The 22,521-nt window shown below is 69.4% G+C and carries 25 protein-coding genes and 1 other RNA gene; 12 read left to right on the forward strand and 14 right to left on the reverse strand.

What is annotated here, in order from left to right; genetic code table 11:
• Together NUW50_RS20480 and puuE are read right to left on the reverse strand one after the other, a co-directional pair.
• Window positions 1-806, reverse strand: an 806-nt coding sequence (locus NUW50_RS20480) for a bifunctional allantoicase/(S)-ureidoglycine aminohydrolase (protein ID WP_258291048.1), incomplete at its 3' end; no start/stop codon positions are given.
• Entirely contained in the window at window positions 803-2,224 is a 1,422-nt protein-coding gene (puuE, locus tag NUW50_RS20485; RefSeq protein WP_258291049.1) for an allantoinase PuuE, read from the reverse strand. The genes NUW50_RS20480 and puuE, both read right to left, overlap by 4 nt.
• 118 nt (window positions 2,225-2,342) lie before the next feature.
• Between puuE and uraH the strand changes: the two genes are divergently transcribed.
• Both uraH and NUW50_RS20495 read left to right on the forward strand, forming a co-directional pair.
• Window positions 2,343-2,690, forward strand: coding sequence for a hydroxyisourate hydrolase (gene uraH / locus NUW50_RS20490; RefSeq protein ID WP_258291050.1), 348 nt, complete (start codon window positions 2,343-2,345; stop codon window positions 2,688-2,690).
• A 3-nt stretch (window positions 2,691-2,693) separates the two neighbouring features.
• A complete protein-coding gene (locus NUW50_RS20495; RefSeq protein WP_258291051.1) occupies window positions 2,694-3,917 on the forward strand; it encodes a urate hydroxylase PuuD in 1,224 nt (407 codons plus the stop codon).
• Window positions 3,918-3,990: 73 nt separating this feature from the next.
• On the opposite strand, the gene NUW50_RS20500 is transcribed toward NUW50_RS20495, so the two are convergent.
• The 6 genes from NUW50_RS20500 to NUW50_RS20525 form a co-directional block, all read right to left on the reverse strand.
• Window positions 3,991-4,971, reverse strand: a complete 981-nt coding sequence (locus NUW50_RS20500; protein ID WP_258291052.1) for an aldose epimerase family protein — start codon at window positions 4,969-4,971, stop codon at window positions 3,991-3,993.
• On the reverse strand, window positions 4,968-5,825 hold the full coding sequence (locus tag NUW50_RS20505; protein WP_258291053.1) for an SMP-30/gluconolactonase/LRE family protein: 858 nt from the start codon (window positions 5,823-5,825) through the stop codon (window positions 4,968-4,970). The genes NUW50_RS20500 and NUW50_RS20505 overlap by 4 nt, the downstream gene beginning before the upstream one ends.
• Window positions 5,822-6,427: a 2-dehydro-3-deoxy-6-phosphogalactonate aldolase gene (locus tag NUW50_RS20510; RefSeq protein ID WP_258291054.1), complete on the reverse strand. Its 606-nt coding sequence runs from the start codon at window positions 6,425-6,427 to the stop codon at window positions 5,822-5,824. Before NUW50_RS20510 ends, NUW50_RS20505 begins: the two co-directional genes overlap by 4 nt.
• Window positions 6,424-7,338, reverse strand: a complete 915-nt coding sequence (locus NUW50_RS20515) for a 2-dehydro-3-deoxygalactonokinase (RefSeq protein WP_258291055.1) — start codon at window positions 7,336-7,338, stop codon at window positions 6,424-6,426. Before NUW50_RS20515 ends, NUW50_RS20510 begins: the two co-directional genes overlap by 4 nt.
• An 11-nt stretch (window positions 7,339-7,349) precedes the next feature.
• The gene (locus tag NUW50_RS20520; protein ID WP_258291056.1) at window positions 7,350-8,114 is read right to left on the reverse strand and encodes an SDR family NAD(P)-dependent oxidoreductase; all 765 of its coding nucleotides are present in this window, start codon (window positions 8,112-8,114) and stop codon (window positions 7,350-7,352) included.
• A 119-nt stretch (window positions 8,115-8,233) separates the two neighbouring features.
• A complete protein-coding gene (locus tag NUW50_RS20525; RefSeq protein WP_258291057.1) occupies window positions 8,234-9,187 on the reverse strand; it encodes a zinc ABC transporter substrate-binding protein in 954 nt (317 codons plus the stop codon).
• A 71-nt stretch (window positions 9,188-9,258) separates the two neighbouring features.
• Here NUW50_RS20525 and NUW50_RS20530 point away from each other — a divergent pair, with 71 nt between their 5' ends.
• The 3 genes from NUW50_RS20530 to NUW50_RS20540 all read left to right on the forward strand — a co-directional run bounded on the left by NUW50_RS20530 (window position 9,259) and on the right by NUW50_RS20540 (window position 11,439).
• On the forward strand, window positions 9,259-9,762 hold the full coding sequence (locus NUW50_RS20530) for a Fur family transcriptional regulator (protein WP_258291058.1): 504 nt from the start codon (window positions 9,259-9,261) through the stop codon (window positions 9,760-9,762).
• On the forward strand, window positions 9,759-10,562 hold the full coding sequence (locus NUW50_RS20535) for a metal ABC transporter ATP-binding protein (RefSeq protein WP_443135127.1): 804 nt from the start codon (window positions 9,759-9,761) through the stop codon (window positions 10,560-10,562). The genes NUW50_RS20530 and NUW50_RS20535 overlap by 4 nt, the downstream gene beginning before the upstream one ends.
• 94 nt (window positions 10,563-10,656) lie before the next feature.
• Window positions 10,657-11,439 (forward strand): metal ABC transporter permease, encoded by a 783-nt coding sequence (locus NUW50_RS20540; protein ID WP_258291060.1) that lies wholly within the window; start codon window positions 10,657-10,659, stop codon window positions 11,437-11,439.
• A 15-nt stretch (window positions 11,440-11,454) separates the two neighbouring features.
• Here NUW50_RS20540 and NUW50_RS20545 read toward each other — a convergent pair whose 3' ends face one another.
• The 4 genes from NUW50_RS20545 to NUW50_RS20560 form a co-directional block, all read right to left on the reverse strand.
• Complete coding sequence (locus tag NUW50_RS20545; RefSeq protein ID WP_258291061.1) at window positions 11,455-12,204, reverse strand: sulfite exporter TauE/SafE family protein; 750 nt, start codon at window positions 12,202-12,204, stop codon at window positions 11,455-11,457.
• On the reverse strand, window positions 12,201-13,115 hold the full coding sequence (argC, locus tag NUW50_RS20550; protein WP_258291062.1) for an N-acetyl-gamma-glutamyl-phosphate reductase: 915 nt from the start codon (window positions 13,113-13,115) through the stop codon (window positions 12,201-12,203). The genes NUW50_RS20545 and argC overlap by 4 nt, the downstream gene beginning before the upstream one ends.
• Window positions 13,116-13,232: 117 nt before the next feature.
• Window positions 13,233-14,147, reverse strand: coding sequence for a cation diffusion facilitator family transporter (locus tag NUW50_RS20555; protein ID WP_258291063.1), 915 nt, complete (start codon window positions 14,145-14,147; stop codon window positions 13,233-13,235).
• 10 nt (window positions 14,148-14,157) lie between these two features.
• Complete coding sequence (locus NUW50_RS20560) at window positions 14,158-15,156, reverse strand: pseudouridine synthase (protein ID WP_258291064.1); 999 nt, start codon at window positions 15,154-15,156, stop codon at window positions 14,158-14,160.
• Window positions 15,157-15,259: 103 nt separating this feature from the next.
• Here NUW50_RS20560 and NUW50_RS20565 point away from each other — a divergent pair, with 103 nt between their 5' ends.
• Entirely contained in the window at window positions 15,260-15,706 is a 447-nt protein-coding gene (locus NUW50_RS20565) for a nucleoside deaminase (RefSeq protein WP_258291065.1), read from the forward strand.
• Window positions 15,707-15,875: 169 nt separating this feature from the next.
• Here the strand turns inward: NUW50_RS20565 and NUW50_RS20570 are convergent, their stop codons facing one another.
• Window positions 15,876-16,568 (reverse strand): metal-dependent hydrolase, encoded by a 693-nt coding sequence (locus NUW50_RS20570; protein WP_258291066.1) that lies wholly within the window; start codon window positions 16,566-16,568, stop codon window positions 15,876-15,878.
• Window positions 16,569-16,620: 52 nt separating this feature from the next.
• Between NUW50_RS20570 and NUW50_RS20575 the strand changes: the two genes are divergently transcribed.
• From NUW50_RS20575 to rnpB, 6 genes are all read left to right on the forward strand, one after another.
• Entirely contained in the window at window positions 16,621-17,277 is a 657-nt protein-coding gene (locus NUW50_RS20575) for a ceramidase (protein ID WP_258291067.1), read from the forward strand.
• 27 nt (window positions 17,278-17,304) lie between these two features.
• Window positions 17,305-17,592, forward strand: coding sequence for an Asp-tRNA(Asn)/Glu-tRNA(Gln) amidotransferase subunit GatC (gene gatC / locus NUW50_RS20580; RefSeq protein WP_258291068.1), 288 nt, complete (start codon window positions 17,305-17,307; stop codon window positions 17,590-17,592).
• Window positions 17,589-19,076: an Asp-tRNA(Asn)/Glu-tRNA(Gln) amidotransferase subunit GatA gene (gene gatA / locus NUW50_RS20585; protein WP_258291069.1), complete on the forward strand. Its 1,488-nt coding sequence runs from the start codon at window positions 17,589-17,591 to the stop codon at window positions 19,074-19,076. The genes gatC and gatA overlap by 4 nt, the downstream gene beginning before the upstream one ends.
• 78 nt (window positions 19,077-19,154) lie before the next feature.
• The gene (locus NUW50_RS20590) at window positions 19,155-19,928 is read left to right on the forward strand and encodes a hypothetical protein (protein ID WP_258291070.1); all 774 of its coding nucleotides are present in this window, start codon (window positions 19,155-19,157) and stop codon (window positions 19,926-19,928) included.
• Window positions 19,929-19,992: 64 nt separating this feature from the next.
• Complete coding sequence (locus NUW50_RS20595; RefSeq protein ID WP_258291071.1) at window positions 19,993-20,622, forward strand: N-acetylmuramoyl-L-alanine amidase; 630 nt, start codon at window positions 19,993-19,995, stop codon at window positions 20,620-20,622.
• A gap of 12 nt (window positions 20,623-20,634) precedes the next feature.
• Window positions 20,635-21,022, forward strand: an RNA gene (gene rnpB / locus NUW50_RS20600) — RNase P RNA component class A.
• Between the two features lie 32 nt (window positions 21,023-21,054).
• Here rnpB and NUW50_RS20605 read toward each other — a convergent pair.
• Window positions 21,055-22,491, reverse strand: a complete 1,437-nt coding sequence (locus NUW50_RS20605; protein ID WP_258291072.1) for an NAD-dependent succinate-semialdehyde dehydrogenase — start codon at window positions 22,489-22,491, stop codon at window positions 21,055-21,057.
• Window positions 22,492-22,521: the final 30 nt, after the last annotated feature.

Consider the following 22,521-nt stretch of genomic DNA (forward strand, 5'->3'; position numbering starts at 1 on the left):
CGCGGGTGGCGGTTGATGTCCTTGTAGAGCAGGTAGCGGAACGGCTGGTCTCCGATCACTTCGCAGGCCTGCGGGCAGAAGGCGCGCAGCCACATGAAATCGCCGGGGCCGACCGTCACCCGGTCGGTATTCAGCAGATAGTCGCCCTGACCCTGCAGCACGTAGAGCCCGTGTTCCATGACATGGGTCTCGGCAAAGGGGATCACCCCGCCGGGCAGGAAGGTGACGATATTGACCTGCATGTCATGCCGCAGGTCGTCATTCGGGACGAAGCGCGAGGTGGCCCAGCGGCCTTCGGTGTCGGGCATCGGGTCGGGCGTCACCTCGGCATCCGAGGTGACGAAACTGTCGGGCCGCTCCAGCCCCGGCGCCGGTTCCCAGAGCTTGCGGATCCAGTGGAAGCAGGCCGGTTCGGCGCCCTCGTTGCGGATCGTCCAGGACTCGCCCGGCGCCAGGAAGGCATAGCCCCCGGGGGCCAGCTGGTGACTCGTGCCGCCGATGCTCAGGGTCGGGGTGCCGTGGACCACGAAGACCACGCCTTCGGCGCCGGGATCGGGTTCCGGCATGCTGGAGCCGCCGCCGGGCGCCAGTTCGACGATCAGCTGGGCGAAGGTCTCGGCAAAGCCCGAGAGCGGCCGGGCGATGATCCAGGCCCGGGTCCGCTCCCAGCCCGGAAGCTGCGAGGTCACGATATCGGTCATCACCGCTGCCGGGATCACCGCATAGGCGGTGGTGAACCGGGCCGGGGCATAGAGCCGTTGCGACTGGTCGGGCAATCCGCCCTTGGGGTAGTAATACCGGTTCATGGCAGCAGGGCCTTCAGGCGGTGCCAGGCGATCCGCTCGACCTGGGTGCAGGCTTCGTTGAATTCGGTGGCCGGGTCCTGGGACAGGCGCCGCCGGAAGGCTTCCAGGATGCCGGCCTTGTCATGGTCGCGCACCGCGATGATGAAGGGAAAACCGAAGCGCTCGACATAGGCGGTGTTGAGCGCGGTGAACTGGCTGCGTTCCTCGTCGGTCAGGACGTCGAGCCCGGCCGAAGCCTGTTCCGACGTGCTTTCGGCGGTCAGTTTCCTGGCCGCCGCCAGTTTCCCCGCCAGGTCGGGATGCGCGGTCAGAACGCCCAGACGTTCCTGGTCGGAGGCGCTGCGGAAGACCCGCACCATGGCGTTCCACAGCCCCTGCGCCCGGTCATGCGCGGGGCCCAGCTCCAGCGCCCAGGCGCGTTCGGCGACCCAGGGGGAATGTTCGAAAATGCCACCGTAGCTGCGGACGAACTCGACCTTCTTCAGGGTCGAAGGACGGATTCGTGCAACCGGCGGATGTTCGGCGGCCCAGTGCCGGGCGATCTCGATCCGCCGCGCGAACCAGACGTCGCCGCAGGCCTGGGCATGGTCGAGAAAGCGGATCAGCCCGGCGATCCTGGCCGGCCGGCCGATCAGCCGGCAGTGCAGGCCGACCGACATCATCGCCGCCCGCCCCTCGGCGCCCTCGGCGCGCAGCACCTCGAGCGCGTCGATCAGGTAGTCGCCGAACTGCCGCCCGGTGATATAGCCCGGCGCGGTGGCAAAGCGCATGTCGTTGGCTTCCAGCGTATAGGGGATCACCAGCTGGTCGCGGTCGCCGAACCGGGCCCAGTAGGGCAGATCGTCGTCATAGGTGTCCGAGACATAGTCGAACCCACCCTCTTCGGCGACGAGCCGGACCGTGTTGGCCGAGCAGCGCCCGGTGTACCAGCCGGTCGGCCGCTCTCCCGTCACCTCGGCATGCAGGCGGATCGCCTCGGCGATGGCGGCGCGCTCCTCGGCCTCGGGCATGTCCTTGTGCTCGACCCATTTCAACCCGTGGCTGGCGATCTCCCAGCCCGCCGACTGCATCGCCGCCACCTGCTCGGGCGAGCGGGCCAGGGCCGAGGCGACGCCATAGATCGTTACCGGCAGGTCGCGCCCGGTGAACAGCCGGTGCAGGCGCCAGAATCCGGCCCGGGCGCCGTAGTCGTAAATCGATTCCATGTTCCAGTGCCGCTGTCCCGGCCAGGGCGCGGCGCCGGCGATGTCGGAGAGGAAGGCTTCCGAGGCCGCATCGCCATGCAGCACCGAATTCTCGCCGCCCTCCTCGTAGTTCAGCACCAGCGAGACCGCCACCCTGGCGCCGCCGGGCCAGCGGGCGTCGGGCCGGTCCGGGCCATATCCGATCATGTCGCGGGGGTAGCGGGGAGCGTTCATGCGGGGCCTCGAATTTCTTGCGCGCTCTTGGTAGGGGCAGCGGGGCCGGCTTGTCCAGAGGTCGCGGGGCTTGCGCGGGCCGGTGCTTTGGGAGAAGCCTTGAGGAATGGAGGATGCGATGAGCGGATATCTGACGACCCATGTTCTGGACACCGCGCGAGGGTGTCCGGCCAGCGGGCTGCGCATCGCGCTGGCCCGGGTCGAGACCGGAGGCCGTGAGTGGCTGGCCGAGATGGTCACCAATGATGACGGTCGCACCGATGGCGCCATCCTTCCGGAAAACCGTTTCAAGCCAGGCAGCTACGAACTTGTCTTCCATGCCGGCGACTATCTGCGCGCGACCGGCCAGGTCACGGGCCCGCTGTTTCTGGACGAGGTGCCGATCCGCTTCGGTATGGAGAAGGGCCATTACCACGTGCCGCTCCTGCTCTCGCCCTACGGCTATTCGACCTATCGAGGGAGTTGAGCGATGGACTGGGCTATTCTTCTCTCCTGGGTGGAATTCGCGGTGCGCTGGACGCATGTCATCACCGCGATCGCCTGGATCGGCTCGTCGTTCTATTTCATCGCGCTGGACCTCGGGCTGCACCGCGACCGCAACCTGGCGAGCGGCGCCGATGGCGAGGAATGGCAGGTGCATGGCGGCGGTTTTTACCATGTGCAGAAATACCTGGTGGCGCCGGATGCCATGCCCGACGACCTGATCTGGTTCAAATGGGAGAGCTATTCGACCTGGCTGAGTGGCTTTGCCATGCTGATCCTGGTCTACTACCTGGGCGCCGATCTCTATCTGGTCGATCCCGCGGTGCTCGATCTGAAGGTCTGGCAGGCGGTGCTGATCTCGCTGGCTTCGCTGGGCTTCGGCTGGATCGCCTATGACCTGATCTGCAAGAGCCGCTTCGGCCAGGCCGACACGCGGCTGATGCTGGGGCTCTACGTGATCCTGGTGGCGATGGCCTGGGGTTATACGCAGGTGTTCTCGGGCCGCGCCGCGCTGATCCATCTGGGCGCCTTCACCGCCTCGATCATGACCGCGAACGTGTTATTCGTCATCATGCCGAACCAGCGGATCGTGGTGGCCGACCTGAAGGCGGGGCGCAAGCCCGATCCGAAATACGGCAAGATCGCCAAGCAGCGCTCGACCCACAACAACTACCTGACGCTGCCGGTCATCTTCCTGATGCTCTCGACCCATTTTCCGCTGGCCTTCGCCAGCCAGTACAACTGGCTGATCGCGTCTCTGGTCTTCCTGATGGGGGTGACGATCCGGCACTGGTTCAACACCCATCACGCGCGCAAGGGCAATCCGCACTGGACCTGGGCGGCAACGGCGATCCTGTTCATCATCATCGCCTGGCTGTCGTCGATCGGCATCGACGAACCGGCGGAGGAAGAGACGGCGATGACCCCGGCCGAGCAGCGCTTTGCCAGTGCCGAGGGGTTCTCGGAGGTGCATGACATCGTGCTGGGGCGCTGTTCGATGTGCCATGCCGCCGAACCGTTCTGGGACGGGATTCTCTGGGCCCCGAAAGGGGTGCGGCTGGATACCGAGGCGGATATCGCCCGGCAGGCCCGGCTGATCTACCTGCAGGCCGGGGTCACCCATGCGATGCCGCCGGCCAATGTCTCCTATATCGAGCCGGAAGAGCGCGCCAAGATCCGCGCCTGGTATCGCGCCGCGACCGGAAGCTGAGCCGATCCGCGCCCGTCTTCGGGTCCGAAATACTCCCGCCGGAGGCTCCGGCAGCGGCTATCCGTGCCCGGCGTCAGCGGCTGAAGCTCCACCGGGTTTCCTGGCGCGACACGGCGCCGGGGGTCAGGACGTTCTGCGGGAACTCCGGCTGATGCGGGAAATCGGGCCAGAACTGGGGTTCCAGCGCCAGCCCTGCGAAGGGGCCGTAGGGCTGCCCGTCCAGCCCGGCGAAGGGGGCGGTGTCGGCGCCGGCGGCGTCATAGACCTGAAGCCCCGGTTCGGTCGTGCTCAGGGTCATGGTCAGCCCGACCGGTCCTTCCAGCCGCGCGGCGAAGGCGCGGGGGCGGCGGGAGTCGGCGAGACAGTAGTTGTGATCATACCGCGTCCCGGCCTCGGGACCGATGACGCGGCCGCGGCGGAAATCGTGGACCGAGCCTTCCACCCGCGGGCAGGCCCCGGTCGGGATCAGCGCCCGGTCGACCTCGGTCCAGCGCTCGGCGGGGATGGTCAGGCGATGGCCCGTGAGGTCCGGGCCGGGGCCGAGCCGCCAGTAGCCGTGCTGTGCCGGGCCGACCGGGCAGGGCGAGTCGGTGCGCGAGCACAGCACCAGTTCCAGCGCTCCCGGACCGGCGATGCGATAGGTGGCTTCATGGCTTTGCGGGCCGGGCCAGCCTTCGACCCCGTCGGGCAGGTCGAGCCGCAGGGTCACGAAATCGCGGCCCCGGTCCGTGACCGACCAGAGCCGGCCATGCATTCCCTTCGGTCCGCCGTGCAGCGTGTTCGGGCCCTGGTTGGCGACGAGCCTTGCGCCACCCGGCAGGGCGGCCCCGGCGATCCGGTTCGCCACCGGCCCGACGATGGCGCCGTGATAGGCCATCGGCCCCTCGTAGGCGGCCAGGTCCTCGGAGCCGAGAGTCAGCGGAAACGCCACTCCCGCCAGCCGGACATCGCGCAGGATCGCTCCGAGGGTCAGCACCCTGGCGGTCAGGCTGCCGTCGGAGAGGGTGATCTCCTCGACCGTGCGCCCGTCCGACAGGGTGCCGAAGGTCTTCACAGCACGACCCGGTGTTCCGGCTGGCCGGGACCGAGACCTTCGACCTGGAAGGTCTGGCCCTGCGGGTCGTCGTCGGCGGGCGTTTCCGGCGCGACATCCTGCGCCGCCGAGGTGCAGAAAAGCGTGCGCAGATCGGGGCCGCCGAAGGCCGGGCAGGTGGTCTGCACCGCCGGCAGATCGATGGCGCGCAGGAAGCTCCCGTCCCGATCGTATTCCGCGACCCGCGACGCGCCCCATTGCGCGTTCCAGAAATGCCCCGCCGCGTCGAACACGGCGCCATCGGGCGACAGGTCCTCGGCCGTCATGTCGATGAAGACCTCGGGCTGGCCGACCGGCCAGCCATCGGCGTCCAGCGCCTGCCGCATGACCTTCTGCTGCGTGGTGCAGGCCCAGCAGACCGACCGGCCGCCGGGCGGGAAGGAGATTGCATTGGGAATGCTGATCCCCTCGACCAGCCGCCGCAACTCGCCCCGGTAATAGCGCCAGATCGCGCCCAGTCCCGGTTCGGCCTGCTTGCCCATGGTGCCGATCCAGAACCCGCCCTGCGGGTCGGCGCGGCCGTCGTTCGAGCGGGTCCGGGGGTCATCCGCTTCCAGCGGCACCAGAACCTCGGCGCCGCCATTCAGATCGACCCGCGACAGGGCGGTCTCCGAGGCGACCAGCAGCGTATCGCGATCGACCCAGCCGGCGGCGGTGACGATCTCGGGGAAGCTGCGGGTCCGGGTCTGGCCGCCGGACCGGACCAGCATCTGCCGGTTGTTGATGTCGAACCAGAACAGCTCGCCGCGCTCGGGGTGCCAGAGCGGGCCTTCGCCCAGGCTGCATCGTGTGGCGTCGAACAGGGTCGGGGTCATGCCGATACCTCGTCATAGGCGGCCACGGTGGCGCGGGCGCGGGTGGCGATCTCGGGCACCGAAAGCCCGGGTTTGTAAAGCGACGAGCCGAGGCCGAAGCCCGCCGCGCCGGCGGCGATCCAGCTGGCGAAGCTGTCCGGGCCGACGCCGCCGACGGCATAGACCGGCGTGCCCTTCGGCAGCACGGCCAGGATCGCCTTCAGTCCCTCGGTGCCCATCAGCATCGCCGGAAAGGCCTTCAGCCCGTCGGCCCCGGCCGCCAGGGCGGCGAAGCATTCGGTCGGGGTCATCACGCCGGGAAAGCTGGCCATCAGCGCCGCCTTGGTGGCGTGGATCACTTCCGGGTTGCAGTTCGGCGAAACGACCAGCCGGCCGCCGGCATCGTGCACCCAGTTGACCTCTTCCACCGTCAGAACCGTGCCGGCGCCGATCTGCGCCACCTCGCCGAATTCGCGGGCCATGGCCGAGATCGAGACATAGGGGTCGGGCGAGTTCAGCGGCACCTCGATCCGGGTGATCCCGGCCTCGATCAGTGCCTCGGCCACCGGCAGGGCCTCGTCCGGGGTCAGTCCGCGCAGGATGGCGATCAGGGGTCGGCTCATGTCGTGGTCTCCGTGTTGCGGGCGGCGGTCAGACCGGCCAGCACCAGTTGCGTTGCGTCGAGCGTTTCGGCGGTGATGCCCTGCACCGCCAGCGCGCGGGCATAGAGCGCCGAGAGCGCCGGTGCCCCGACCAGCACCACCGCGCGGCCCAGCCACCAGGGCTTGGTGGCTGCCAGTTCGGCGCCGATCAGCAGGCCCGAGAGCCGGCCCCGCGCGGTGGCGGCGGACTGTCCCTGTGTCAGGTCGGCGGCGCGGATCGCGAAGAGCCGTGCGGCCAGGCTCTCCGGGCGCGACAGGGTGTCGGAGACGGCTTCGTCGAAGGCGGCATCGTCGAAGGCGGCCGGATCGGCGCCCAGGGAGTGGCGCAGCACGCTCTGTTTCGACAGCAGGGCGAAGAGCTCGCCCGTCATCGCGGTCTGGAAGCTGGTCACCTCGCCGGCCGAAAGCGCGGCCCATTTGGTATGGGTGCCGGGCAGGCAGGCCACGCCGTCGAACCCGGGGCGCAGGTGCAGGAGGCCCGCGAGTTGGGTTTCCTCGCCCCGCATCACGTCGGGGCCGGGCCTGGTCTGCGACAGACCGGGCACGATCCGCACCGCGATGCGCGGGTCGCGGCAGGGGGCGGGGGTCAGCGGCGGGCCGACCGGGGTGCAGGGCAGGGCGCGATAGGCGGCCTCGGTCCAGCCCTGCCGGGCGCCGACCATGCCGCAGGCCAGGACCGGCACCGGCGCACCGTCGCGCGGACCGAGCCAGGGATCGATCAGCGCCAGCAGCGCGGTCTCGAAGGCTTCCGGCGCCAAGCCGCCCATGCCGTCGCCGGATTGCGCCTCGGCCAGCACCGTGCCATCCGCTGCCATCGCCCAGGCACGCAGGGTCGAAGTGCCCCAGTCGAGTCCGATCCAGTCCGGTCGCATCCTGTCTGCCCTCATCCCGAAACCACCACGCCGCCGTCCACGGCCAGCGCCTGCCCGGTGACCATGGCGCTGGCGTCCGAGGCCAGGAACAGGACCGGGTCGATCATGTCCTCCGGGGCCATGTGGCGCTTCAGGCATTGCTTCTTGAGAAAGTCTTCCAGCGTCTCGGGCGTCGCCCAGAGCTCGACCTGACGCTCGGTCAGGACCCAGCCGGGCAGCACCGCGTTGACCCGTATGCTGTCCGGGCCGAATTGCCGCGCCATGCCGCGTGTCAGGGCGGTGATCCCGGCTTTCGACGCCGTGTAGGCCGGGTAGTCGCCCATCCCCATCACATAGGAGATCGATGAGAAATTGACGATTCGTCCACCGCCCGCCGCGATCATGCCGGGGATCACCGCCTGGCTGGCAAAGAACACATGGTCGAGATTGCGCGCCATCATCTTGCGCCAGTAGTCGGGCGTGACCTCCAGCGTGTCGTGGCGCTCGTCATAGGCGGCCAGATTGACCAGAACGGTGATCGGGCCATGCGCCCCGGCCGCCTGTTCCAGCACCTGATGCAGGGCGGCGGTCTCGGTGACATTGCAGGGCAGCGACAGGGGGCGATTGCCATGCTCGGCCTCGATCCGGTCGCAGAGCTCGCGGCCGTCCTTGAGATCGCAGAAGGCGACCCTGGCACCCTGGGCCGCGAAGCCCCTGGTGATCGCGGCGCCGATGCCCGAGGCCCCTCCGGTGATGAAGACCGATCTGTCCTTCAGGTCTGGAAATCGTGCCTGCATGGTTCTCCCCGCCCGTTGCGCCCGCCGGTGATAGCGCAAGCCTTGCCTCAGGGGAAAGGGCAGAGTGGTCGGGAAAGCGTCCCGCCCGCGCCGTTTGCCCGGCACGGGCGGATCGGGTGTCAGTCAGAGCTCAGGCAGCTGTCGATGCTCCTGGCCAGTTCCACCCAGACCGCGCCGGGCGTGGTGCCGCCGGCCAGCGGGTCGAGTGTGCCCAGCGGTACCCCGGTATCGTCGGAGAGCGACTGGACCAGCGCCGAGGGTTGCTGGGTTTCGGCGAACAGGCAATCGGCGCCGCTCTCGGTGATCTGCTGACGCAGGGCCTGCAATCCGGCGGCGCCGGGGCTGGCGGCCTCGCTGTCGGCCAGCGAGGCGACGACATTCACGTCGAAGGCGTCGGTGAAATAGGTATAGGCATCATGGAACACCACCAGCCGCGCCGCATGATGATCGGCCAGAAGCTCCCTGGCCTCCACCTCGGCCTGGTCCAACTCGGCCATCACCTTGTCCGCATTGGCGGCATAGGTGGCGGCGTTCTCGGGGTCGAGCTCGGACAGCCTGGCGGCGATCTCGATGGTCATGGCGCGGGCATTGTCCGGGGAGAGCCAGACATGCGGGTCGATGCTGCCATGCGAATGGCCTTCTTCCTCGTCATGGTCGCCTTCGGCATGGTCATGATCGTCGTGATCGTCTTCGGCCTCGTCGTCATGGTGATGCTCGCCGCCGAACATCGGCGCTAGATGCGTCATGCCTTCCGCGTCCTCCAGTTCCACCGACATGGCGTCGGGCGCGGTCGTGTCGATCACCCTTTCCAGCCAGGGGGTCAGGCCATGGCCGATCCAGATCACCGCCTGCGCGTTGGCCAGGTCCCGGGCCTGGCTGGGGCGGAGCTGGAAGTGGTGCGGATCCGCGCCCGCCGGCACCAGGACGGTCGGCGTTCCCAGCCCCGCCATCACCCCGGACACGAGCCCGGACGTGGGGCCGATATCGGTCACCACCTTTGGCACCTCGGCCCAACTGGCCACAGGCAGCAGTGTTGCCAGAAGGCCGGCCGTCAGAGTTGGAATAGAACGCATGGTTGCTCCTTGTTGTCTCAGCGGCATTGCTATAATATAACATGTTATAAGATAACAAATCCGAGGCCGCAATGCCCCATCCCAAATCTGTCGATCCGGCCCAGCCCGTGCCCGCCTTTTCCGAGCATGATCATGGCAACTGCCGTGGCGACGCGCTGGCCCGCGCCGAGGCCATCGTCGACGCGGCGGGGGGCCGGCTGACCCCGGTGCGGCGGCGGGCACTGGAGATCCTGCTGTCCGAGCACCGTGCCTTCGGGGCCTACGAGGTGCTGGACCGGCTGACCGAGGACGGCGCCGCGCGGCAGCCTCCGGTGGCCTATCGGGCGCTGGATTTCCTGGTCGAGATGGGGCTGGCGCATCGGATCAGGCGGCTGAACGCCTTTGCCGCCTGCTCTCATCCCGGCGAGGTTCACGCGCCGCTGTTCCTGATCTGCGAGACCTGCAAGGCGGTGGCGGAAACCCCGGCGCCCAAGGTTCGCGAGGCGCTGGAGGATGTGGCGGCCCGGGCCGGTTTCACCGTGGCGCGCGCCAATGTCGAGGCGGTCGGGCAATGCCCCGCCTGCGCCGCGGCATGAGCGGGGCCGTGGCCAGACAGGCGCCTGTCGCCAGGGCGCCCGCCGAGACCCCGCCGCTGATCGAGGCCCGGGATCTGAGCGTGCGCTATGCCCATGGACTGGCGCTGGACGGGATTTCGCTGACGATCCGCGGCGGCGAGATCGTTACCGTGGTCGGCCCCAACGGCTCGGGCAAATCGACGCTGATCAAGGCGCTGCTGGGCGCGGTGCCATTGGCTTCGGGACAGGTGATCCGGCGTCCGGGGCTGCGGATCGGCTATGTGCCGCAGAGGCTCGGCATCGACGCCACGATGCCGCTGACCGTGGGGCGCTTCCTGTCGCTGCCGCGGCGGCGCGATGCTGCCGAGGTCTCGGGCGCCCTGACCCGTACCGGGGCGGCGGGGCTCGAGGATCGGCCCATCGCCCGGCTCTCGGGTGGCCAGCTGCAGCGGGTGCTGCTGGCGCGGGCCTTGCTGGCCGGGCCGGATATCCTGATCCTCGACGAGCCGACGCAGGGGCTCGACCAGCCGGGCGCCGCCAGTTTCTACCGGCTGATCGAAGAGGTCCGCGATGAAACCGGCTGCGCGGTGCTGATGGTGAGCCATGACCTGCATGTGGTGATGAGCGCCTCGGACCGGGTGATCTGCCTGAACCACCATATCTGCTGTCAGGGCTCGCCCAACCATGTCTCGGAAGCGCCCGAGTATCGGGCCCTGTTCGGCGAGGGCACCGGCGGAGCGCTGGCGCTCTACCGTCACGCGCATGACCACCGCCATGATTCCGGCGACGGGCATGACCACCATCACAACCACGAGACCTGAGGTCCGGCGATGCACACGTTTCCTACCCCCCAGACGCGGGGGTCTTCACCACTGCCACGTCCCCATTCCCTGACCGCCGTTGGAGCCGCCTCGAATGCTTGATGATTTCCTGATCCGCGCTGCCCTGGCCGGGATCGGCGTGGCGCTGGCGGCGGGGCCGCTGGGCGTCTTCGTGGTCTGGCGCCGGATGGCCTATTTCGGTGATGCCACCGCCCATGCGGCGATCCTCGGCGTGGCGCTGGCGCTGGCCGCCTCGCTGCCGGTGACGGTCGGGGTGCTGGTGGTGGCGCTGGCGATGGCGCTGGCGGTGACATGGCTTGCGGCGCGGGGCCAGAGCATGGATGTCGGTCTGGGCGTGCTGGCCCATGCCGCGCTGGCGCTCGGCCTTGTCGCGGTCAGCTTCGTGCCGAATGCGCGGCTGGACCTCTCGGCCTGGCTCTTCGGTGACATCCTGGCGGTGACGCGCGGCGATCTGGCGGTGATCTGGAGCGGTGCGGCGCTGGTCGTTGCGCTGATCGGATGGAGATGGGGGCGGCTGCTGACCTCGACGGTCTCGGAGGATCTGGCGCAATCGGCCGGGATCAACCCGGGGCGGGAGCGGCTGATCCTGATCCTGGCGCTGGCCGTCACCGTGGCGGTGGCGCTGAAGGTGGTCGGGGCGCTGCTGATCAGCGCCTTGCTGCTGATCCCGGCGGCAGCGGCGCGCGCGGTGGCCCGCTCGCCCGAGGCGATGGTGCTGGGCGCGGTCGGGATCGGCATACTGGCGACGTTGGGCGGGCTGGGCCTGTCGCTGCGGCTCGACTCCCCGGCAGGGCCCTCGATCGTCGCCGCGGCGGCGGTGGTCTATGCGCTGACCCTGCTGTGGCGGCGGCCCTGACCGCGGCCGCGGGGTCTAGCTGAGCAGCGCCCGCGTCACGCCCAGCACGGCTAGCACCAGCAGCAGCAGGACGGCGCTGCGGCGGAAAGCCTGCGGGCTGGCTGCGAGGAAATGGCGCCCGCCCAGCAGGATGCCCGCGGTCAGGATCGGCAGCGCCATTGCCGCCGCCAGCAGGGTCTGGCCGCTCACCAGCCCCGCGACCCCCATTATCGGCAGGGTCATCAGGTCGAGCCCGGTGATATAGACGACCAGCGTGGCCCGGAACATTGCCGCCGGGATCGGCTGCGCCGCCAGCAGCGCCGCCACCGGCAGCCCGCCGACCCCGGCACCGTTGGCCAGTCCCGAGGCGATGCCGACCGAGACCTGCCCGGCAGCGCCCAGCGGCCGGCGCAACTGCCAGCCTATCAGCAGTACCAGGCTCAGGCAGCCGATGATGGCCGAGACCACCAGCCGCGCGGTCTCGGGGCTGGCATGGCTCAGCGCCAGCACCGACAGCGGCACCGCCAGGGCCGCGCCGATCAGCATCAGCCCGGCCCGGCGCCAGTCCACCGCGCCGCGGATGCCGCGCGCCTGCACGGCGGTCATCAGGATTTCGCACAGGAACACCACCGGGATCAGCGGCAGCGGATTGGTCAGCAGGGCGGCGAAGGCGATGAACACCGCCGAGAAGCCGAAACCGGAATAGCCCCGCACGAAAGCCGCGACGAACAGTGCCACGCCCAGCACCGCCGCCAGTCCCGGGTCGAGACCGAAGGGCAGGCTCACAGCCCGATGGTCTGGTCCAGGCCCAGCATCAGGTTGAGGTTCTGCACAGCTGCGCCCGAGGCGCCCTTGCCGAGATTGTCGAGCACCGCCACCAGCGCCGCCGCGCCGGTCGCGGGATTGCCGTGCACCGACAGCTCCAGCCGGTTGGTGCCGTTCAGGCGTTGCGGGTAGACCCTTGGCGAGTCGGTCTCGGCGGGGACGACAGCGACAAAGGGGCAGCCTTCGTAGCGGGCCTTCAGCGCCGTTTCCGCCGCCGCCAGCCCGTCCGCATCCAGATCGAGCTGCACCGCCACCGCCATGCCCTGCGCATAGGCGCCGACCGAGGGCACGAAGACCGGCGCCCGGTCCAGCAGCCCGTGACGGGTGATTTCGGGCAGATGCTTATGGCCCTGCGCGGCGGCATAGAGGAACGAGCCGTCAACGGCGCCCGAGCGGTATTCCTCGATCATCGACTTGCCGCCGCCGGTATAGCCCGAGACACCGCTGATCGCGGGCGGGGTGGCGGGGTCGATCAGCCCGGCCTCGACCAGCGGCCGGATCAACGCGATGGCGCAGGTCGACCAGCAGCCGGGGTTCGAGACATATTTCGCCGCCGCGATCGCCCGGGCCTGGCCCGGGGTCATTTCGGGAAAGCCGAAGGTCCAGCCGGGGTCGATCCGATGCGCGGTCGAGGCGTCGATGATCCGGGTCGGCAGTTCCGTCAGCTCTGCCACGATCTCGTGCACCGCGGCATCGGGGAGGCAGAGAATGGCGACCTCGGCCTCGGCATGGGCCGCCAGCCTGGCGGCCTTGTCCTTGCGCAGTTCGGGGTCGATCTGGATCAGCTCGATATCGTCACGGCTCAGCAGGCGGTCGCGGATCTGCAACCCCGTCGTGCCAACCTCGCCATCGATGAAGACCTTGTGGGCCATGATCCCGCTCCGAACCTGTTCGGCCTGCATATGCGGCGGGACGGGGCTTCAGGGCAACCGAATTCCGCCGATCCGGCGCGATTCCGGCCTCTGCGGCGCCATCCGCCCGCATTCTTACTAGCGGCTGGGGTCCTCGGGGTGCGGCACGACCCCCACCGGGTCCATGTGAATGATCACATCGGCCTGTGGATGCGCCCGCAGGATCGCCCTGCGCAGCGCGGCGCCGATCTCGTGCGCAGCGTCCAGGCTCTGCTCGCCATCGAGTTCGATATGCAGGTTGACGAAGACCCGGCTGCCCGATTGCCGGGTCCGCAGGTCGTGAAATCCATGCACCCCGGGCCAGTCGCTGGCGATCTTTCCGATGCTGGCGACCAGTTCCGGGTCGGCGGTGCGGTCCATCAGCGCATCCCAGGCCCGCTTGCCGATCCGTGCCGCGCCGAGCGTCATCAGCGCCGCCGCGCCCAGGGCCACGACGCTGTCGACATTGGCCAGCCCGAACCGGGCCGAGGCGACCAGCGCCAGGATCGCGCCGATGCCGGGAATCAGGTCTCCCAGGTAGTGCAGCGAATCGGCGGCCACCACCTTGTTGCCGGTCCGCGCCGCCACCCGCCGTTGCCAGAGCACCAGGGCTACCGTCAGCACGATCGAGAACCCCATGACGGCGATGCCCTCGGCTTCGGACTCGAGTTTCTCGGGCTGCGAGGTGATCAGCCGCCGCGCCGCCGCCACCGCGATCACCGCCGCCGAGGCCAGGATGAACAGCGCCTGACCCAGGGCCGCCAGATCCTCGGCCGAGTTGTGGCCGAAGGCGTGGTCCTCATCGGCCGGCTTCGCGGCATAGATGATCGCCGCCAGCCCGGCGGCCGAGACCATCAGGTCGAGCCCCGAATCGGCCAGCGAGGCCGCCACCGACAGCGATCCGGTCGCCGCGAAGGCCCAGAACTTGGCCAGGATCAGCACCAGGGCGACGGCGACCGAGGCCATCCCTGCCGAGAGATTCAGGCGCCGGTTGTCTTGCAGCGGAGCAGTCATCGTGCCCGCCTCAGCCGTCGCGCGGTCCGCGCCGCGGCGCGGGCCCCCGCCGGGCACCGCCCGCAGCAGGCTTGCCGCCGCCCGGCTTGCCGCGGCCGGGCTTGCCCCTCGGTCCGTCGCCTGGGGCCCTTCCGGCGGTCTTGGGAGCCGGTTTCGGGCCCGCCTTCCGGCCCGGGCGGGCGCCCGGCTTGGCCGCGGCCTTGCGGCGCCCGTCGCCGCCGGCGCCGGTGTCCGGCTTTTCCAGCCCCAGTTGCTCGCGCAGCACCTTCTGGCGCACCTCTTCCACCTCGCCGGGTTTCAGCGTGCCGAGCCGGAACGGGCCGTAGGAAATCCGGATCAGCCGGTTCACCACCAGGCCGATCGCCTCCATGGCGCGTCTGATCTCGCGGTTGCGGCCCTCGCGAATCGCAACGGTCAGCCAGGCATTGGCACCCTGCTGGCGGTCCAGCCCGACCTCCATCGGCTGGAACTTCTCGCCCTCGATCTCGATCCCGCGGCGCAGCGGTGCCAGCATCGCGTCGTCCGGCGTGCCCTTGACCCGGACCCGATACCTGCGCAGCCAGCCGGTCGCCGGCAGTTCCAGCCTGCGCTTCACCCCGCCGTCATTGGTCAGCAGCAGCAGCCCTTCCGAGGTCAGGTCGAGCCGACCGACCGGCATCACCCGGGGCAGGCCCTCGGGCATCCGGTCGTAGATCGTCTCCCGGCCCAGCTCGTCGCGGGTCGTCGTCACCAGCCCGGCGGGCTTGTGATAGAGCCAGAGCCGCGGCGGTTCGGGGTCCGCCACCGGCTGGCCGTCGACGGTGATCCTGTCCTTCGGTCCGACATTCAGCGCCGGCGAGGTGATCACCGCGCCGTTCACCGCGATCCGGCCCGCGGCCACCATGCGTTCCACCTCGCGGCGGCTGGCGACACCGGCGCGGGCCAGATGCTTGGCGATCCGCTCTCCCGGACGGGTCGGCGGCGGCGCATTCGGGTCTTCCTCGGGCGGGTCGGCGGGGCGATCGGTCATGGCCTGTCCTAGCCCGAGCCGGGGGCCGAGGAAAGCCGCTTGCGCGGGCGGGCGCGAAGGATTGCCGCTTGCGTGGCAGGTCGGGGACGGGGAGAAAGGGCGGATGTTCACACCGCATATGGACCTGGCCCTGAGCGAAGCCCGCGCCGCCGCGACCCGCGGCGAGGTGCCGGTGGGCGCGGTGCTGCTGGCTCCGGACGGGAGGGTGGTGGCCCGGGCCGGGAACCGGACCCGCGAACTGGCCGATCCGACGGCCCATGCCGAGATTCTGGCGATCCGCGCCGCCTGCGCCGCCGCCGGGTCCGAGCGGCTGCCTGGGCATGTGCTCTATGTGACGCTGGAACCCTGCCCGATGTGTGCGGCCGCGATCTCGGCGGCCCGGATCGCGCGGCTGGTCTATGGCGCCGCCGACCCGAAGTCGGGCGGCGTGGCGCAGGGGCCGCGGGTCTTTACCCATCCGCAATGCCATCATGTCCCGGAAGTGATCGACGGGATCGGCGCCGAAGCCTCGGAGGCGCTGCTGAAGGGGTTCTTCGCCGGGCGCCGGTGAGGGCAGGACGGCCCGGTTCGGGCCACCCCGTGGCCGTCGCCGGGACCGTGTCGGGCCCTGCCCTCCGGCGACGGCCCCGGGCCGGGGGCTGCGGACGGGCAGGGCGGGAGCCTCCGGCGGGAGTATTTGGAACCCGTAGATGCGCGCCGGGCCCCGGAGGGGGCGCAGGTCAGATCTCGATCGGTTCCAGCACCTGCGGTTCGATCACCGCGACACCCGGCAACGCCGCGGCCAGTTCTCCGGCGTCCTGTTCGAGGATCGGGAAGGTCCGGTAGTGGCAGGGGATCACGGTCTTGAAGTCGAAGAAGGTCCGCGCCGCATAGGCCGCCCGTTTCATGTCCATGGTGAAATAGCCGCCCGCGGCGAGAATGCCGATGTCGGGCCGGTGCAGGTCGTTGAAGACGCCCATGTCGGCCATCACGTCGGTATCGCCCGAGAGATAGATCACATGGCCTTCGCCGGCGATCATGTAGCCCGATTCGTGGCCCATGTAGATCGGCCCGGCATCGCTGGCCTGGGAGGAGCTGTGGGTGGCATTGACCATGGTGACCGCCACCTCTCCCAGCTTGATCGTGCCGCCCTTGTTGAAACCGATCCCCTCGATCCCGTGCGCGGTCTGCCAATGGTCGATCGTGTCGTAGATGCCCGCCACCGGGATCCCCAGCCCGGTCGCAAGCTCGACCGCTTCCGAGGCATGGTCGCCATGCCCGTGGGTGATCAGGATATGGGTGGCGCCCCGGATCGCCTCGTCCCGGCGTTCGGACGGAAACAGCGGGTTGCCGGCCAGCCAGGGATCGACCAGCAGCACCTGATCCTCGATCTCGATCCGGAAGCTCGAATGTCCCAACCAGATGATCTTCATGTGACTCTCCTTTGCTTCGCGGCGATGCTAGCAAGGATTGACGGAGAGTCCCATGGACTGGACCACAGAGGTCGATGACTATTGCGAGCGGCTGGGGCCGGGGCTCTGGGCGGAGCCGTTGAACCTGCTGACCAACGCCGCCTTCCTGCTGGCCGCGCTGGTGATGGCGCGGCGCTGCCGGGGGATGCCGACGGGCCAGGCGCTGGCAGCGGTGCTGGCGCTGATCGGTCTGGGCTCGGGGCTGTTCCATTCCGTGGCGACCCGCTGGGCCGCGGTGGCGGACGTGGCGCCGATTCTGGGTTTCATCCTGCTCTATGTCTTTGCCGCCAGCCGCGATTTCCTGGGCCTGCGCCCGGCCTTCGCCCTGGTCGCGGCGGCCCTGTTCCTGCCCTATGCGGCGGCGACGCTGCCGCTGTTCCGGCTGATCCCCGGGATCGGGTCCTCGGCGGCCTATGCGCCGGTGCCCGCGCTGATCCTCGCCTATGCGCTGGCGCTGGTCCGGCGGGCGCCCCGGACCGCGGTGCGGCTGGGGCTGGGGGCGGCGATGCTGATTGTCTCGATCACCTTCCGCAGCCTCGACGCGCCGCTCTGCCCGCACTGGCCGACGGGCACCCATTTCCTCTGGCATCTGCTGAACGGCCTGATGCTGGGATGGATGATCGAGACCTGGCGCCGCCACATGCTTGAAGCCGGCCCGGCGGGGCGCTAAACGGGCCCCTGTCGCAAGGAGCGCCTGATGGATATCGACACCGACACCGCCCGCCGCGTGGCCAAGCTGGCCCGGATCAAGGTTGAAGAGGACGAACTGCCCGCTCTGGCCCAGGGGTTCACCGCGATCCTGGGCTTCATCGAGCAGTTGAACGAGGTCGACGTGACCGATGTCGAGCCGATGACCAGCGTCACGCCGATGCGGCTCAAGCGGCGCAAGGACGGTGTCACGGACGGCGGCTATCAGGCCAGCATTCTGAAGAACGCCCCCGATGCCCGCGAGGGCTTCTTTGCCGTGCCGAAGGTGGTCGAATGAGCCTCAACACCCTGACCATCGCCGATGCCCGCGACAAGTTGCGCGCAAGGGAAATCACCGCTGTCGAGCTGACCGAGGCCTGCCTGACGGCGATCGAGGGCGCCAGCGCCCTGAACGCCTTTGTCCATCACACGCCCGAGATCGCCCGCGCCCAGGCCGAGGCCGCCGATGCCCGGCTGCAAGGCGACGACGAGGCCCCGGCGCTGTGCGGGATCCCGCTGGGCATCAAGGACCTGTTCTGCACCAAGGGTGTCGCCAGCCAGGCCGGTTCGAACATCCTGAAGGGGTTCCGGCCGGAATACGAAAGCACCATCACGGCGCAGCTCTTTGCCAGCGGTGCGGTCATGCTCGGCAAGCTGAACATGGACGAATTCGCCATGGGCTCGTCGAACGAGACCTCGGCCTATGGCAATGCGGTGAACCCCTGGCGGCGCGGCAATGACGATACGGCGCTGACCCCGGGCGGCTCTTCCGGCGGTTCGGCCAGTGCGGTCGCGGCCGATCTCTGCCTCGGCGCCACCGGCACCGATACCGGCGGCTCGATCCGGCAGCCAGCGGCCTTCACCGGGATCACCGGGGTCAAGCCGACCTATGGCCGCTGCTCCCGCTGGGGGGTGATCGCCTTTGCCTCGTCGCTGGACCAGGCCGGGCCGATGACCCGGACGGTGCGCGACGCGGCGATCCTGCTGCAGGGCATGGCCGGCCACGACCCGAAGGATTCGACCAGCGCCGACATTCCGGTACCCGATTTCGAGGCGATGCTGACCGGTGATATCCGCGGCACGACCATCGGCATTCCCAGGGAATACCGGATGGACGGGATGCCGGACGAGATCGAGACCCTGTGGAAACAGGGCACCGAGATGCTGCGCGACGCCGGTGCGACGATCCGCGACATCTCGCTGCCGCATACCAAATACGCGCTGCCGGCCTATTACGTCATCGCGCCGGCCGAGGCTTCGTCGAACCTCGCCCGCTACGACGGCGTGCGCTATGGCCACCGGGCCAGGCTGGCCGAGGGCGACGGCATCACCGAGATGTATGAAAAGACCCGCGCCGAAGGCTTCGGCGCCGAGGTGAAGCGGCGGGTGATGATCGGCACCTATGTGCTCTCCGCGGGATTCTACGACGCATATTACAACCGCGCCCGCAAGGTGCGCAGCCTGATCAAGCGCGATTTCGAGACCGTCTTTGCCGATGGCATCGACGCGATCCTGACCCCGGCGACGCCGTCCTCGGCCTTCGGGCTGGGGGAAATGGCCGATGCAGATCCGGTGGCGATGTATCTCAACGACGTCTTCACGGTCACGGTGAACCTGGCCGGGCTGCCGGGCATCGCGGTGCCGGCCGGGCTGGACGCGCAGGGGCTGCCGCTGGGGCTGCAGTTGATCGGCAAGCCCTGGGCCGAGGGCGAGTTGCTGAATCACGCCTATGTGCTGGAACGTGCCGCCGGCTTCGTTTCAAAACCGGCGCGCTGGTGGTAAGACAGGGCGCAAGATAGCGCGGACCCATGGCGGACCGCCCAAACCGGCCGGAACCCCGGCCGAGCAGGTGAGTGCGGAATGGTCAAGATGAACCGGATCACGATGGCGGGCGGCCTGTTGCTGCTGGCGGCCTGTGGAACGACGGTCCCGGATTCCGGGCAGGGCGTGGGGTTCGAGGACTACTCGAGCTATGAATTGCGCCGTGCCCAGCGGGGCGCCGATCTTGCCGCGCGGCAGAACGGTGTCGCGCCGGTCAGCCCGGCGATTTCCAGCGAGGAATTGCGCGCGGCAGGTCTGCCGGTGCCTGCGCCGGTGGAGGGCGCGCCGCTGGACGGGACCGGAATCGGCACGGCCGCGGCCGAGGGAACGGCGGCGCCGGCGGCCGGCGGCTCGGTCAGCATTTCCGACGAACAGGATTTCCAGGCCGTCGCGGCGCGGGAAACGATCGAGAGCGACAAGGCGCGGCTCGCCGCGAACCGCCGGGCCTACGAGCAGATACAGCCGGTCGCGCTTCCGGGTCGGCCGGGCGCCAGCGACACCGTGGTGATCGATTATGCGCTGTCGAGCACCAACAAGGTCGGTCAGAAGCTCTATGACCGGCCGTTGCGCGCCAATCAGGACAGGTTCTACCGGGCCTGCGCCCGCTATCCGAGCCAGGACAAGGCGCAGGAGGAGTTTCTCAAGGCCGGCGGCCCGCAGCGGGATACCAAGGGGGTCGATCCGGATGGCGACGGCTTCGCCTGTTTCTGGGATCCGACGCCATTCCGGCTGGCCCGCCAGGGTGCCATCGCGGCCCCCGTGGCGCGCGAGGTGCTGCCGGGCCAGGGAGAGCAGGACTCTGCCGGGAACTGACGTTCTGACCCGTGCCTCGCCCAATCACGGGCCAAGGCGCGACGGGCTGCGGCCGGGGTTGGTTGTGCTGCACTATACCGCGATGCGATCCGCCGCGGCGGCGCTGGACCGTCTCTGTGATCCGGCGTTCGAGGTTTCCTCGCACTGGCTGGTCGGCCGCGACGGGCGGCTCTGGTCGCTGGTGGACGAGGAGCGCCGCGCCTGGCATGCCGGGGCCGGACAGTGGGGCGGTCGGGGCGATGTCAATTCGCGCTCGGTCGGGATCGAGATCGACAATGACGGGCAGGCGCCGTTCTCGGCCCCGGCGATGGCGACACTGGAACGCCTGCTGGGTCAGGTTATGCGACGGCATGGCATACCGCCAGAGGGGGTGATTGCCCATTCCGATCTTGCGCCGCTGCGCAAGTCCGATCCCGGCCCCCGGTTCGACTGGCGGCGGTTGGCCCGGCTGGGCCTGGCGGTCTGGCCCGATACGGCAGTGCAGGAAGCGGGCACGGCGCCCGATGCGGCGCGGTTCCTGGCCCTTGCCGCCCGGTTCGGCTGGCCGGTCGAGGCCGGGCTCGGCCCGGTGCTGACGGCGCTGCGGCTGCGGTTCCGGCCCCGGGCCTCGGGGCCGCTCGCCGCCGCCGACATGGCCATAGCCGCCGACCTCGCCCGCCGCTTCCCGGTTGACCGGGGATCGGCCCCGGCCTAAAGCCTGCGACGCGCGGATGGCCGGATGACCGCGGGGGATGGCCCGAAAGAGCCCCTCCGAGGAAAGTCCGGACTCCACGAAGCAACGGTGCCGGGTAACGCCCGGCGGGGGCAACCCCAGGGAAAGCGCCACAGAGAACAGACCGCCCCGGAGCTGATCCGGGGTAAGGGTGAAACGGTGGGGTAAGAGCCCACCGCGGACCGGGCAACCGGGACGGCACGGCAAGCCCCACCGGGAGCAATGCCGAATAGGGACCACGCGCGGGCTCGCCCGCAGGCCGCTTCGGCCCAGTGGTCCGGGTAGGCAGCTTCAGCCCGTCGGTAACGGCAGGGCGAGAGGAATGGTCATCCAGGGGGTGCAAGCCCCCGGACAGAATCCGGCTTACAGGCCATCCGCGCAAATCGGCCCGTCCCCGGAAATCGATGCGCCGTCTCAGACGATGGCGCTGCTCTGCATCACGTTCTTGACGGTCATGTAGCTGGTCAGTCCCTCGGTGCCGCCCTCGCGGCCATAGCCGCTGGACTTGACGCCGCCGAAGGGTGTCTCCGGCAGCGAGGCTTCCAGCGTGTTGATCGAGAGATTGCCCGCCTCGACCCCGTCGACCATTCGCTCGACGTAATCGGCGCGGTTGGTGAATCCATAGGCCGCCAGCCCGTAGGGCACCGAATTGGCCTTGGCAATCGCCTCGTCCAGCGAGCCGACCGGGTTGATGATCGCCAGCGGCCCGAAGGGTTCGATCTGCATCACGTCGGCGTCGTCTGGCACGTTGACCAGCACCGTCGGCTCGAAGAAATAGCCGGCATTGCCGATCCGGCTGCCGCCGGTGCGCAGTTCGGCCCCCTTGGCGCGGGCATCCTCGACCAGGGCGCTCAGGGCGCCGATCCGGCGGTCATTGGCCAGCGGGCCCATCTCGACCCCCGGCTCGGTGCCATTTCCGACCACTGTCGCGGCGGCGCGTTTCACGAAACTGTCGGTGAACCGGTCGAAGATCGAGTCATGGACGAAGAAGCGGGTGGGCGAGGTGCAGACCTGTCCGGCATTGCGCATCTTGCGGACCGCGCCGCTGATGGCCGCCCGCTCGACATCGGTATCCTCGCAGACGATGACCGGCGCGTGGCCGCCCAGTTCCATCAGCACCGGGGTCATGTGCTGGGAGGCCAGAGTGGTCAGGCTCCGGCCCACGGCGGTGGAGCCGGTGAAGGCCACCAGCCGCACCGAGTCGTGCCGGATCAGGTGGTCCGAGATCATCGCCGGGGTGCCGAAGACCAGGTTGAGCACCCCCGCCGGCAACCCGGCATCATGGAAGGCGCGGGCGATGTGCAGCGCCCCGGCCGGGGTCTCTTCCGCCGCCTTGAGGATGATCGAGCAGCCCGAGGCCAGCGCTCCGGCGATCTTGCGGGCCGGCTGGCTCATCGGGAAGTTCCAGGGCGACAGCCCGGCGACGACGCCGATCGGCTGGTGATGGACGACGACCCGCAGGCCCGGCGCCGAGGGGATCACCCGGCCATAGCTGCGCATCGCCTCGCCGGCATCCCATTCGAAGAATTCGCAACCGCGGATCACCTCCAGCCTGGCCTGGGCCAGCGGCTTGCCATGTTCGGCGGTGATCGACCGGGCGATTTCCTCCTGCCGCTCGCGCATGAGCCGGGCAGCGCGCAGGATGATGTCGGCCCGCTCCCGCGGCGCGGTGTTGCGCCAGATCCGGAACCCGGCCTCGGCCGCCGCCAGCGCATCGTCCAGATCGTCGGTCCCGGCATGGGGCAGGCGCCCGATCACTTCTTCGGTGGCCGGATTCACGACCGGCAGATCGTCGGCGGCCTTCCGCCATTCGCCGCCGATATAGAGATGCAGATCGGGATAGCTGCTCATCTTGCCCTCGCATGACCGTGACTTCGCCGG

Source organism: Frigidibacter sp. ROC022, assembly GCF_024723735.1.
GTDB lineage: Bacteria > Pseudomonadota > Alphaproteobacteria > Rhodobacterales > Rhodobacteraceae > SLM-1.